This window comes from Nocardia sp. Root136, assembly GCF_001427185.1.
Lineage (GTDB): Bacteria > Actinomycetota > Actinomycetes > Mycobacteriales > Mycobacteriaceae > Nocardia > Nocardia salmonicida.
On record NZ_LMFE01000001.1, the window covers coordinates 2,931,822 to 2,944,189 of the forward strand.

12 protein-coding genes are annotated in these 12,368 nt (G+C 68.4%); 7 read left to right on the plus strand and 5 right to left on the minus strand.

Going from position 1 to position 12,368, the window contains the following annotated elements; all coding sequences use genetic code 11:
- Positions 1-21: 21 nt before the first annotated feature.
- The 4 genes from ASD42_RS13445 to ASD42_RS13460 all read right to left on the minus strand — a co-directional run bounded on the left by ASD42_RS13445 (position 22) and on the right by ASD42_RS13460 (position 2,845).
- Entirely contained in the window at positions 22-897 is an 876-nt protein-coding gene (locus ASD42_RS13445; protein WP_056814789.1) for an RNA polymerase sigma-70 factor, read from the minus strand.
- Positions 898-922: 25 nt separating this feature from the next.
- Positions 923-1,792 carry a CDP-alcohol phosphatidyltransferase family protein gene (locus ASD42_RS13450; RefSeq protein WP_056814803.1) on the minus strand — a complete coding sequence of 290 codons (870 nt, stop codon included), beginning with the start codon at positions 1,790-1,792 and terminating at the stop codon, positions 923-925.
- Positions 1,789-2,502 carry a phosphatidylserine decarboxylase gene (locus ASD42_RS13455; protein WP_056814806.1) on the minus strand — a complete coding sequence of 238 codons (714 nt, stop codon included), beginning with the start codon at positions 2,500-2,502 and terminating at the stop codon, positions 1,789-1,791. Before ASD42_RS13455 ends, ASD42_RS13450 begins: the two co-directional genes overlap by 4 nt.
- Positions 2,503-2,572: 70 nt before the next feature.
- Positions 2,573-2,845: a GlsB/YeaQ/YmgE family stress response membrane protein gene (locus ASD42_RS13460; protein ID WP_056814809.1), complete on the minus strand. Its 273-nt coding sequence runs from the start codon at positions 2,843-2,845 to the stop codon at positions 2,573-2,575.
- 237 nt (positions 2,846-3,082) lie between these two features.
- On the opposite strand from ASD42_RS13460, the gene ASD42_RS13465 reads away from it, so the two are divergent.
- The 5 genes from ASD42_RS13465 (at position 3,083) to ASD42_RS13485 (ending at position 8,126) form a co-directional block, all read left to right on the plus strand.
- Positions 3,083-4,108, plus strand: a complete 1,026-nt coding sequence (locus ASD42_RS13465) for a beta-ketoacyl-ACP synthase III (RefSeq protein WP_056814812.1) — start codon at positions 3,083-3,085, stop codon at positions 4,106-4,108.
- Positions 4,109-4,296: 188 nt separating this feature from the next.
- A complete protein-coding gene (locus ASD42_RS13470; RefSeq protein WP_056814814.1) occupies positions 4,297-4,488 on the plus strand; it encodes a hypothetical protein in 192 nt (63 codons plus the stop codon).
- Positions 4,489-4,649: 161 nt separating this feature from the next.
- Positions 4,650-6,317: an FAD-dependent oxidoreductase gene (locus ASD42_RS13475; protein ID WP_056814818.1), complete on the plus strand. Its 1,668-nt coding sequence runs from the start codon at positions 4,650-4,652 to the stop codon at positions 6,315-6,317.
- Positions 6,318-6,328: 11 nt separating this feature from the next.
- Entirely contained in the window at positions 6,329-7,786 is a 1,458-nt protein-coding gene (locus ASD42_RS13480) for an ATP-binding protein (protein WP_056816264.1), read from the plus strand.
- Positions 7,779-8,126, plus strand: coding sequence for a UBP-type zinc finger domain-containing protein (locus tag ASD42_RS13485; RefSeq protein ID WP_056814821.1), 348 nt, complete (start codon positions 7,779-7,781; stop codon positions 8,124-8,126). The genes ASD42_RS13480 and ASD42_RS13485 overlap by 8 nt, the downstream gene beginning before the upstream one ends.
- 16 nt (positions 8,127-8,142) lie before the next feature.
- On the opposite strand, the gene ASD42_RS13490 is transcribed toward ASD42_RS13485, so the two are convergent.
- Positions 8,143-8,607, minus strand: coding sequence for a hypothetical protein (locus ASD42_RS13490; protein ID WP_235569401.1), 465 nt, complete (start codon positions 8,605-8,607; stop codon positions 8,143-8,145).
- Between the two features lie 77 nt (positions 8,608-8,684).
- Here ASD42_RS13490 and ASD42_RS13495 point away from each other — a divergent pair, with 77 nt between their 5' ends.
- Positions 8,685-10,940, plus strand: coding sequence for an AAA family ATPase (locus ASD42_RS13495; protein ID WP_056814824.1), 2,256 nt, complete (start codon positions 8,685-8,687; stop codon positions 10,938-10,940).
- 67 nt (positions 10,941-11,007) lie between these two features.
- Positions 11,008-12,285: a hypothetical protein gene (locus ASD42_RS13500; RefSeq protein WP_056814827.1), complete on the plus strand. Its 1,278-nt coding sequence runs from the start codon at positions 11,008-11,010 to the stop codon at positions 12,283-12,285.
- Positions 12,286-12,368: the final 83 nt, after the last annotated feature.

A 12,368-nucleotide genomic window follows, 5' to 3' on the forward strand; every position in this document is an offset into this window, starting at 1 on the left:
AGGTTCTCGAAGTGACCTGCATCACACGGTTACGGCGGTCAATTTGATCGGGTTCACGACCGTGCGAACGGCCGCGATCGAACCCGCTTCGTCGAAGTCGAAGACCAGCACACCCGCCGGGACCTCGTCCTGGAACAGGATCAGACCCACGTCGCCGTTGATCTCGGTGAATTCGAACCGTGCCGTGGGACCGAGGAAGCGCCGCAGGTTGGACAGGTAGCGCGCGACCACATCCCCGCCGACCACCGGGATCTTGGCCGCGACCACCCGGCCGCCACCATCGGCGACCGACACCACATCGTCGGCGAGCAGCGCGCGCAGACCGCCCACATCGCCGGTCGTCGCCGCCTGCAGGAACTTCTCGATCATCGTGCGGGCGTGCTCGGCCGACACCACGTAGCGCTGTTTGCCGGTGCGCACGCGCTGACCGGCTCGATGGAATATCTGCTGGGTATTGGCCTCGGTGAGATCGAGCATCTGCGCGATCTCGGCATGCGGATAACCGAACGCCTCGCGCAGCACGAACACGGCGCGCTCGATCGGGCTGAGCCGTTCCATCGCGGTGAGCACGGCCAGCGAGACCGACTCGCGTTCCTCGACGGTCCCCAACGGACCGAGCGCGCCGGCGCCGGTCGGCACCGGCTCCGGCAGCCACTGACCGACATAGGTCTCGCGGCGGGCACGGGCCGAAACGAGCTGGGTGCGACACAGATTCACGGTGACGGTGGTCAACCATGCTTCAGCATTGGCGATCTCGCCCCGGTCGGCCAGCGCCCACCGCAGGTAGACCTCCTGCACCACGTCCTCGGCTTCGGTCGCCGCGCCGAACATCCGATATGCCAGCGAGAACAACCGCTGCCGATGCTCCATGAACTCGGCGACGCCGTCGGATTCCACCTGTGCCCCTTTGCCGGACTGCGTTCTAGTCGTCGTTGCGCGGCCGACGCAGCCGCAGGCGCGCGGATCCACGGATCGCCGGACGGCGGATCGCGGGCATCCGGCGCTGCGCACGCCGTTGCGCCCGCCGCTCAGCCGGCTTGTGCTGCCAGGTCTCCGGCCGTGCGGCCACCCAGCGGGCCGACCGCCAGGCGAACGGGATGTGCGCCAGGTACAGCGCCACCAAGATCAGCAGCAGCACGATCGGGAAGGTGACAAGCAGCGCTGCGGCCAGAGCGGTCAGCACGAGCAGGCCCGCTGCCGCCTGCGGGGCCACCGACACCGACTTCATCGCCAGGGTCGGGATGGTGCTCACGCACAGCAGGGCGGCGAAGACCGTCCACGCGGCGACGAAGGCGAAACTGTCCCACCAGCCGTCGCCGAACTGCACCTTCAACGCGATCGGCACCAGCGCGATCAACGCACCGGCCGGCGCGGGCACGCCGACGAAGTACTCACGCGCCCACGTCGGGCGGGAATCGTCGTCGAGCAGCGTGTTGAAGCGCGCCAGACGCAGAACCAGGCTCACCGCGAACAACAGCGCGACGATCCAGCCCGCGCTGTAGCTGTCGAGCAGGGTCACGTAGATGACCAGTGCGGGCGCGACGCCGAAGGAGATGGCGTCCGACAGCGAATCGAGTTCGGCGCCCATCTTGGAGGTGGCGTCGAGCATGCGCGCGAGGCGGCCGTCGAGGGTATCCAGCACGGCGGCCGCACCGACCATCGCCAACGAGATACCGAGCTCACCGTCGAGGCCGAACTTCACTGCCGACAGGCCCGCACACAGGGCGAGGATGGTGACGACGCTCGGGAGCAGCCGCACTGAGCGGGGACGCTTACGGGCCTGTTCGATCATCCCAGGACAGCCAGGACGGTTTCGGCCCCGATCGTGCGCTGCCCGGGGGCAACGAGCAGTTCGGTGCCGACCGGGAAGTACGTGTCGACGCGGGACCCGAACCGGATCAGGCCGTAGGTGTCACCGATGGTGAGCAGGTCGCCGACGCGGGCATCGCAGACGATGCGACGAGCCAGCAGACCGGCGATCTGCACCACGACGACCTGCTTGCCGTCGGCGGTATCGATGACCATGCTGTTGCGTTCGTTGGCGTCGGAGGCCTCCGGCAGATCGGCCGAGAGGAATTTGCCCGGCTGATGCAGCACCTCGCGCACGGTTCCGGACACCGGAACACGCTGCACGTGCACATCGAGCACCGACAGGAAGATGCTCACGCGCGGCAACGGCTTGTCGCCGAGTCCGAGCTCGACGGGCGGCACCGCGGTGTCGACCAGGGCCACTTCACCGTCGGCGGGCGCGACCACGATGCCCGGCCGGTTCGGCGGCACGCGATGGGGATGCCGGAAGAAGGCGGCGCAGGCGGCGGCAGCGGTCACACCGGCCCGACGCACCCATTTATTACGTCCGCCGACGACCGCCACCGCCAACGGCACCGCGACGAACGGCAATCCGGCGGGGTGAAGCGGGGGTACAGCGGCCCGCACCAGGTCGACGACATGTCCGACTCCGGTGGTATCGGGCGTGCCGGGCGGGGTGGGGCGGCGTGCCACGGGCTCCCTCTTTCGTGTGATGACTACAAGCGATCACACCTTACGGGAAGCCCGGGGCAAGCACCTGTGGTCAGTGGACCGATTTACGCCCGGTGAACAGCTTCACCAGGTACAACAGCACGCAGGCGCCCGCCAGACAGGTGATGAAGCTGAAAATCCAGCCCGCGCCTTCTACATCGACGCCGAACAGGCTCAGTACGAACCCGCCGAGCAGACCGCCGATGACCCCGACGACGATGTTGAGCAGGATGCCCTGCTGTGCGTCGGTCTTCATGAACTTGCTCGCGATCCAACCGGCCAGACCGCCGATGATGATCCAACTGATGATGCCGAGTCCGAGCATGATGTCCTCGATCCCTCGATGGGCCGGCGAGCAAACGCCTTGTCACCAAGATACCCCCGCCTCCCTTGTGACAATCGACACTCAGATTACGATCCGAGGCGTAATATGAGGATGCCTCATGTCTGAGCGTTCACATGGCGTCCACGCACGGGCCACGGGCGATGAGGGACAGATTTCGATGCTTCGGGTACACCCAGCGGTGCTGCCGCAGGTTGACAGGTACATAGGAGACTCACAATGGCTCGAATCGCCCAGACGACGGGTGCAGAGCACACCGCGATCCTCGGATTGGGCGTCTACCGCCCGGCTCGAGTGGTCACCAACGACGAGCTAGCGGGGCCGATCGACTCGAGCGACGAGTGGATCCGCACCCGGTCCGGCATCAACACCAGGCGCTTCGCCTCCGACGAGGAAACCATCCAATCCATGAGCGTCGCCGCCGCGCGCGACGCGATCGCCGCCGCCGGGGTGCAGGCCGACCAGATCGACTGCGTCATCGTGGCGACGTCGACCCATCTGGTGCTCACCCCGGCAATCGGCCCACGCATCGCCACCGAGCTGGGCATGACCGGCTCGGCCGCCTTCGACATCTCGGCGGGCTGCGCCGGGTTCTGTCACGCGCTGGGCATGGCATCGGACCTGGTCCGGGCGGGCACCTCGAATCACGTACTGGTGATCGGCGTCGAGAAACTCAGCGTCACCATCGACTTCACCGACCGCGCGACGGCCTTCCTGTTCGCCGACGGCGCGGGCGCGGTCGTCGTCGGCCCGTCCGCAGAACCGGGCATCGGCCCGACCGTGTGGGGTTCGGACGGCACCCAGCACCACGCCATCCGCCAGACCAAGGACTGGGTGGAGTTCTTCGACGAGATCGAGGAGAAGGGCACCGACGCGGTGCGCCCCTACCTCACGATGGAGGGCACCGCGGTGTTCCGCTGGGCCGCGCATTCGCTGGAGAAGGTCTGCCGCGACGCGATCGACCGTGCGGGTCTGACCGCCGGCGATCTCGACGCGATGATCCCGCACCAGGCCAACGGCCGGATCATCGAGATCATGGCCAGGGTGCTCGAGCTCCCGGAGCACTGCGCGCTCGCCAACGACATCGAGGACGCCGGCAACACCTCGGCGGCATCGGTCCCCCTCGCGATGGAGGCGCTGCTGCGCAAGGGCGAATCGAAGCCGGGCGACACCGCGCTGCTGATCGCCTTCGGCGCCGGGCTGTCCTATGCGGCACAGGTTGTCACGCTGCCCGCCTGGAAATAGCTGATCAGCAAATCTCACACAACCGGGTGGCCTGCGGCGACGCAGGCCACCTACCGGTTGGCTCGCCGTGTCCACCTTGTCCCACTTGCACCACCTCGGACATGCTGGCAAACTTTTCGCTACCGACGTTTGCTGATCGACGAAGCTCAGCCTCCAGCGTTCCCGTCGTCAACCCGAGGTGATCGGCCGTGAAACTGCGCTCATTCCTGCCACGCAGGCACATCAACGAGGTCCCGCTCCTGCCGAGCATCGGACCGGACGACGCTTTCGCGCTCCCCAGCGCGCTCGTGCCGCGGGGCACCCGTCTCAAACGCGAGGAACGCCTCGAACGTCTGCTCACCCCGAGCGAACTCGACCTGGTCCTGCACCACCAGCTGTAATTTTGGAGCGCTGGCGCGCTCGAGCGGGGCCCTTCGGGCCCCTGATCTTCCCTCCCTCCGGGCACTCCTTCGTCGCACCCTCCACTCAGTCCAGATCAGGGCGGGCCCCTCGGAAAGACACACGTCGGATGCCCGGTCCGAGACAGGGGGATACTCGAAACGTGAGCACTCCCTCGGTAACCAAACCGGCCATTCTGAGCGTTGACGACGACCCCGGCGTTTCCCGGGCGGTCGTGCGCGATCTGCGCCGCCGCTACGGCGCCGACTACCGGATTCTGCGGGCCGAATCAGGGCAGCAGGCGCTGGAGGCGCTGCGGGAGATGAAACTGCGCGGGCAGCCCGTTGCGGTGTTGATCGCCGACTACCGGATGCCCGGCATGGACGGGATCGAATTCCTCGAGCAGGCGATGGACCTGCACCCGTACGCGCGCCGGGTGCTCCTCACCGCCTACGCCGACACCGATGCCGCGATCGACGCGATCAATGTCATCGATCTCGACCACTATCTGCTCAAGCCGTGGGATCCGCCGGAGGAGAAGCTGTACCCGGTGATCGACGGCTTGCTCGATGTCTGGCGCAGTGCCGAGCAACGGCCCGTGTACGAGACCAAGGTCGTCGGCGATCGATGGTCGCCGCGGTCCTCGCAGGTGCGAGAGTTCTTGGCGCGCAATCAGTTGCCGTATCGGTGGTACCCGGTCGACGAACCGGAGGGCACCCGGCTGCTGGAGGCCGCGGGCGCCGATCCGCTGACCTGTCCGGTGGTGATCACCGCCGCGGGCATCGCGCTGATCCAGCCGACCGACAGCGAGCTCGCCGAAAACGTCGGGCTCACCGTCGAACCCAGTGGGGATTTCTACGATCTGATCGTGGTGGGCGGCGGGCCGGCCGGGCTGGGCGCGGCGGTGTACGGCGCCTCGGAGGGGTTGCGCACCGTACTGGTGGAGCGCACGGCCACCGGCGGACAGGCGGGGCAGAGCTCGCGGATCGAGAACTACCTCGGATTTCCCGACGGGGTGTCGGGGTCGCAGCTGGCGGATCGGGCCCGGCGGCAGGCGGCGAAGTTCGGCGCGGAGATCATCACCACGCGCGACGTGGTCGCGCTCGAGGTCAACGGTTCGGCGCGCACGGTGCGGTTCGCCGATGGCGGAAAGCTGTGCGCGCACACGGTTCTGATCGCGACGGGCGTGGACTATCGACGTCATCCGGCGGCGGGCGTAGACGAATTCACCGGGCGCGGTGTGTATTACGGATCGGCGATGACCGAGGCGGCCGAGTGCGCCGAGCAGGAGGTCTACATCGTCGGCGGTGCCAATTCGGCCGGGCAGGCCGCGGTGTTCCTGTCCCGCAATGCCCGTCGCGTGCACCTGGTTGTTCGGGGCGACTCGCTGGAGCGGTCGATGTCGCACTATCTCGTCCAGCAGATCGAACACATCGAGAACATCGTGGTGCACACCGAGACCGAGGTGGTCGGCGCCGACGGCGACACGCATCTGGAACGGATCATTTTGCGCGACAACAGCACCGGCACCGAAGACAAGGTCGACGCGCAACGCCTGTTCCTGTTCATCGGCGCCGCTCCGCAGACCGCCTGGCTCGACGGCGTCGTCACCCGGGACGCGGCCGGATATGTGCTGGCCGGACCCGACCTGATGGTCGACGGCGCGCGACCACCCGGCTGGGAACTGCCACGCCCGCCGCAGCACCTCGAGACCAGCGTCCCCGGCGTGTTCGTCGCGGGCGATGTGCACGCCGAATCCGCCAAGCGGGTCGCCTCGGCGGTCGGTGAGGGCGCGATGGCGGTCATGCTCGTCCACCGGTATCTGGCGTGAGTGAGGACTCGATGATCTGCGATCCGGAAGAACTGCGCACACTGTTCCTGTTCGAGAAACTCGACGAGACCCAGCTCGCCGAGCTGTGCGACATCGGGCGCATCGAGTACGTCGACCCGGGCCCGGTGTTCCGCGAGGGTGAACCGGCCACCTGCTTCTACGTACTGATCGACGGCGAGGTGCGGCTGACCAAGCTGTCCGGTGGCGTGGAGATCGAGATCAACCGCACCGACCATCGCGGGGTGTACGCGGGCGCCTGGATGGCTTATCTGGGCGATCGGGCGAACCAGGATTACAACGGCTCGATGTACGTGCTGCGCCGCTCCCGGTTCCTGGTCATCGACGCGGCCGATTTCGCCAGGATCATGCACGAGTGGTTCCCGATGGCCGTGCACCTGCTCGAGGGCGCGTTCTTCGGCGGACAGAAGTCGAGCCAGCGGATCGCCGAGCGGGAACGGCTGCTCGCCCTCGGTTCGCTGTCGGCCGGGCTCACCCACGAGCTCAACAATCCCGCCGCCGCCGCGGTGCGCGCCACCTCCGGCCTGCGCGAACGCGTGGCCGGGATGCGGCACAAGCTCAAGATGATGGCCGAGGGCAAGTTCCCGGCCGACGCGCTGGTCAAGCTCGTCGAGATGCAGGAGCAGGCCGCCGACCAGGTCGCCAAGGCCCCAGACCTCAGCCCGTTGGAAGCCGCCGATCGCGAGGACGCGCTGGCGGACTGGTTCGAGGAGCGCGGCATCGCCGACGGCTGGAATCTGGCACCGACCTTCGTGCAGGCGGGCCTGGACACCGACTGGCTGGAGGGTGTGCACGCGACGCTGGAAGCCTGCCAGGCGCCGGTGTTCGAGGGCGCCGTGCGCTGGCTGAACTACACCATCGAGACCGAGTTGCTGATGAACGAGATCTTCGACTCGACCACCCGCATCTCCACCCTCGTCGGTGCGGCCAAACAGTATTCGCAGATGGATCGCGCGCCGTATCAGGTCGTCGACCTGCACGAACTGCTCGATTCCACCCTGGTGATGCTCAACCGCAAACTCGGTGACGGCGTCCGTGTGGTGAAGGACTACGACCGTAGCCTGCCGCCGATCCCCTGCTTCGCCGCCGAACTCAATCAGGTGTGGACCAACCTGATCGACAACGCGGTCTACGCGATGGGCGGCGAGGGCACCCTGACGATCCGCACCTTCAAGGAGAACGACTGCGCCGCCGTCGAGATCGGCGACACCGGACCGGGCATTCCCCCCGAGGCGCGTGGTCGAATCTTCGAGCCGTTCTTCACCACCAAACCGGTCGGCGACGGCACCGGCCTCGGCCTCGACATCTCGTTCCGGATCGTGGCCAACAAGCACAACGGCGACATCCGGGTCGAGTCGGAACCCGGCAACACGCGGTTCATCGTCCGCCTGCCGTTGCGACCGGCAGCGGAGGATGTCAGCACACCTATTACAGGAGGTCAGGATGTCTGAAGCGGGGATCAACCCGAGCGTGCCGCCCAGCGGCGCCGGTTGCGTCGAGTGCGACGAGAGCGGCGGCTGGTGGGTGCACCTGCGTCGCTGCGCCGAATGCGGGCACGTCGGCTGTTGCGACAGCTCCCCCAGTAAGCACGCGACGAAGCATTTCGAGGCCACCGCGCACCCGTTCATGCAGAGCTACGAACCGGGCGAGGACTGGTTCTACAACTTCTCCAGCGGAGAGATGTACAGCGACGGTCCCGAACTCGCCTCGCCGACCAGCCATCCGACTGATCAGTCCGTGCCCGGCCCCGCCTCGCGGGTACCCGCGAACTGGCAATCACTCATGAGCTGAGCCGAGAACCGAGCGTCTAAGGCTTCATCCCGGCGGCGTCGGCGACCGGCTTGTCGGCATTGGACGGAACGAGGCAGACCAGCTTCACGGTGCTGAGGGCCACGTTGGGGCTGCCCTCGAACGGCCCACCGGGATTCTCCGCGAGGAGCTTGTCGATCGCCTTCTTCTCGCCGTCCGCGTCGAGCGACTTGAACTGCGTGCAGGTGATGTCGGCGCTCGCGGCGGCCGAGGTCGGCGCCGCGCTCGAGGAGGGCGCTGTGGTGGTGGCGGGCGCGCTGGAGCTCGGCGTGCCCTTGCGCAGCCCGCTCGCGTCGGCGGAGTCGTCGCCGGAACCACACCCGACCAGTGTCAGGGTCAGTGCCCCGGCGGCCAGAACGGCGAGGGAGATTCGGTTCATCTGCTGCTTTCCCCGGTAGATCGCGGCGCCGGCACCTCCGGCGCGTCCGGTGCAGCGTACCGACTTGCGGCGATAGTTCGTCATGCCAGCCAGAATGGCCGTCTGACCTTGCGGTCGGCCTATCGATTCCTGATCGCGCCGCAACGCGGCAGAATGGGGCGGTGGCTGAACTTTCGCTCACCGCCCGGCTCAACCCCTCCGCAGCCGATGCCCGCCGCGGGGTGGTGCGCTTGCACCCCGAGACGCTCACCGCGCTCGGTCTGCGCGAATGGGACGGCATCGCCCTGATCGGTGCGCGCAGGACCGCCGCGGTGGTGGCGAAGGCGCCCGCGGACAGTCCGCCGGGAGTGGCCCTGCTCGATGACGTGACGCTGTCGAACGTGGGGTTGCGGGAGAACGCGGCGGTGACGGTGGCCCCGGTGACGGTCTTCGGCGCCAGACAGATCTCGTTGAGCGGCTCGGCGCACGCGATGGCCAGCATCGCGGCGGCCACGCTGCGCCAGGCACTGCTCGGCAAGGTGGTGACCGTGGGTGACACGGTGTCGCTGCTGCCGCGCGATCTCGGACCCGACATCAGTTCCTCGGCGGCCACGCAGGCGCTCTCGCGTGCCTTCGGCATCGCCTGGACCACCGAACTGCTCACCGTCACCGCGATCGAGCCGATGCCGGGACCGGTGAGCGTGCAAACGAATTCGGCCGTCGGCTGGGGTGCGGGCGCGGCCGCGATCCAGCACACCCTGGAACGCGACGGCGACCCTCGGCAGGGTTCGGGAAACACATCCGGCGCGCTTGGGCAGCAATGGGTTCCGGAGTCGGATCAGCGAGAGCCTGCCGCCGCGAAGGTGAGTTCGGGGAGCACGCCGGTCCAGATCGAGGACCTCGCAGGGGTGCAGAGCCAGGCGGCCAAGCTGGCCGAATGGCTGAGCTTGGCGCTCGACGAGCCCGAGTTGCTCAAGACCCTCGGCGCACCGGCGCACCTCGGCGTGCTCATCACCGGTCCGGCCGGCGGCGGCAAGGCCACCTTCGCCAAAGCTGTTGCCGCACCGCGTCGCATCGTCGAACTCGACGGCCCGAGCGTCGGCGCGACCGAGAGCGGCACCCGGCTGCGTGAGGTCGCCGAGGCGGTGGCCGATGTCGCCACCGGACAGGGCGGCGTGCTGCTGATCACCGATATCGACGCACTGCTGCCCGCCGAGGCCGACCCCGTCGCCACTCTCATTCTCGACCAGCTGCGGGCCGCGGTGCGCGCACCGTGTGTCGCTCTGCTGGCCACCACCGCCCATCCGACACAGGTGGATTCGCGGCTACGGGCACCGGACCTGTGTGACCGCGAACTGGCACTTCCGCTGCCGACCGCGGCGATTCGGCGGGCACTGCTCGAACAGCTGCTACGCAAGGTACCCGCGGGAGAACTCGATCTCGAGGCGATCTCCGCGCGCACACCGGGTTTCGTGGTGGCCGATCTGACCGCCCTGTGCCGGGAAGCGGCGGTCCGCGCGGCGGGCCGGGCCAGCCGCGAACACACCGAACCAGCACTGATCCAGGACGACCTGATCGGCGCGCTCGAGGTGATCCGCCCGCTGTCTCGTTCGGGGACAGAGGAATTGGCGATCGGATCGCTCGACCTCGACGACGTCGGCGACATGGTCGAAACCAAGCAGGCACTCACCGAAACGGTGCTGTGGCCACTGCGCCACCCCGACTCGTTCGCCCGCCTCGGCGTCGAACCGCCGCGCGGCGTCCTGCTCTACGGGCCACCCGGCTGCGGCAAGACCTTTCTCGTGCGGGCACTGGCAGGTACCGGTCAGCTCAGCGTGCACTCGGTGAAAGGCGCTGAGCTGATGGACAAGTGGGTGGGCTCCTCGGAACGGGCGGTGCGCGAACTGTTCCAACGGGCCCGCGACTCGGCGCCGTCGCTGATCTTTCTCGACGAGGTCGACGCACTCGCGCCGCGCCGCGGCCAGAGCAGCGACTCCGGGGTGTCGGATCGGGTGGTCGCCGCCCTGCTCACCGAACTCGACGGCGTCGAACCCCTGCGCGATGTGGTGGTGGTCGGCGCGACCAACCGCCCCGAGTTGATCGACCCCGCACTGCTGCGGCCGGGCCGACTAGACCGCCTCGTCTTCGTCCCACCGCCGGACGGCCCGGCCCGACTCGAGATCCTGCGCACGGCGGGCCGCTCGGTTCCGCTCGCCGAGAATGTCGACCTGGCCGGTCTGGCGGAAGACCTCGACGGCTACTCCGCTGCCGACTGCGCCGCGCTGCTGCGCGAAGCGGCGCTGTCGGCCCTTCGCCGCGATATGGCCGCGGCCGACGTCACCGCCGAGGATGTCGCCCGCGCCCGCAGCACCGTGCGGCCCTCGCTCGATCCCGCTCAGGTCGAGTCGCTGCGCCGCTATGCCGAGAGCAGGACCTGACCGAGCCCACACCGCGCCGACGGCGACGTCCCAGCTAGATGGGGTTTTCGGCGGGTATCGTCAAGCTGTGCCCAAAGTCGGGGATGGTGTAGATGCGGTCACGGCGTTCGCGGGCGCCGCGGTCGCGGGCATGGCGCTGTTCGTGCCGTTCACCTCCCGCACCAGCACTGCGATCGACACGCCGTATCAGGTCGCCAGCATGGCCAACAGCGTGCCGAGGGCGGCGGCGCTCGGGCTGATCGTCGCCGTCGTCGTGGCCGTGCTGATCCGCCCGGCCAACCGGCCGGGGCTCGTCTGGCTCATCGCCACCTGCTGCGCCGCGGCGTTGGGGATCAATTACTTCGTCGGCCATACCATGACCTCGGCCGAGATACTCACCACCCAGAACTATGTGAACGCGCTCGTCGGCGGCGTGATCTTCGGCGCCCTGTGCCTGTGTTCGCTACAGCTGCGCTGGGCCGCGCTCGGTTTCGCGCTCGGCTCGGTGACGGTATTCGTGTACGGCGAGGTGATCGCGCTGGTCACCTCGAACATGTTGTCGACGACGGACCGGGGTGTACACAGTCCGTCAGGACTGATCATCGTCGCCGTCGTCTTGCTCGCGGTGAACACCCTCCGGCACCGGCGCAGCATCAGGTCGCCCATAGTGCCGCCACTCACCGCCGATGTGCCGATCGGTCCGATCGTGTCCGTGACGGTTCTGGCGCTGTCGGTGCTGCTCGCCACCGAACGGCTCCAGCACGCGTTCGACGGGCAGCGTGCAACCGCCTGGTACATCGCACTGGCGGTCGCGATCACGATCGGCGCCGCGTTCGTCGCGGCCCTGCTGCTGCCCGGCCGCGACGGTACGGCTGTGCTGCTCTCGGTCAGTCTTGCCGCCGCCGGCGACTCGCTCTTCGACGCCGAGCGGATCGGCTGGACCCTCGCGCTCATCCTCGTCGCGGGGACGGCGGGCATCCTGACGGGCAGGCGCTGGGCGACGCCGTGGGCCGTCCTGCTCGGCGCCGCCGCGCTCGCCGCGTTCACCACGTTCGCCGAACGCCTGCCGTGGTCGTTCGCCTGGACGGTCGGCGCGGTGGCACTGGCCGGTGTCGTCGGATACGCCTTCGGCTCGATCCGGATCAGCTACGGGCCGAGCGCCGTCCTCGGACTCGGGGCGCTGTACCTGCCGTCGATCCTGTGGTCGATTCCCACCCGCCTCCGGAATTGGCAGAGCGGCCCGGACCCGATGGCGGAAGCCGCGGCGGGCCGCACCGCGCTGGCCATCACGATCGGCGCCGCGGCCGCCTTGGCGCTGCTGTACCGGATCCGGTCCGGCACACCGGCGCCGACGGTCAAGCCATAGCAGTGCCCGCCGCGACATGGCCGACGCGACATCCTCGGTGCCGCCGTACCCACCGTCGACGCCCGTAGGATCGGGGCGCGCTA

Excerpts from the sequence above, each read along its gene's own strand:
- ASD42_RS13450 (WP_056814803.1), bottom strand. The coding sequence starts at position 1,792 with ATGATCGAACAGGCCCGTAAGCGTCCCCGCTCAGTGCGGCTGCTCCCG.
- ASD42_RS13460 (WP_056814809.1), bottom strand. The coding sequence starts at position 2,845 with ATGCTCGGACTCGGCATCATCAGTTGGATCATCATCGGCGGTCTGGCC.
- ASD42_RS13465 (WP_056814812.1), top strand. The coding sequence starts at position 3,083 with ATGGCTCGAATCGCCCAGACGACGGGTGCAGAGCACACCGCGATCCTC.
- ASD42_RS13480 (WP_056816264.1), top strand. The coding sequence starts at position 6,329 with ATGATCTGCGATCCGGAAGAACTGCGCACACTGTTCCTGTTCGAGAAA.
- ASD42_RS13485 (WP_056814821.1), top strand. The coding sequence starts at position 7,779 with ATGTCTGAAGCGGGGATCAACCCGAGCGTGCCGCCCAGCGGCGCCGGT.
- ASD42_RS13490 (WP_235569401.1), bottom strand. The coding sequence starts at position 8,607 with ATGACGAACTATCGCCGCAAGTCGGTACGCTGCACCGGACGCGCCGGA.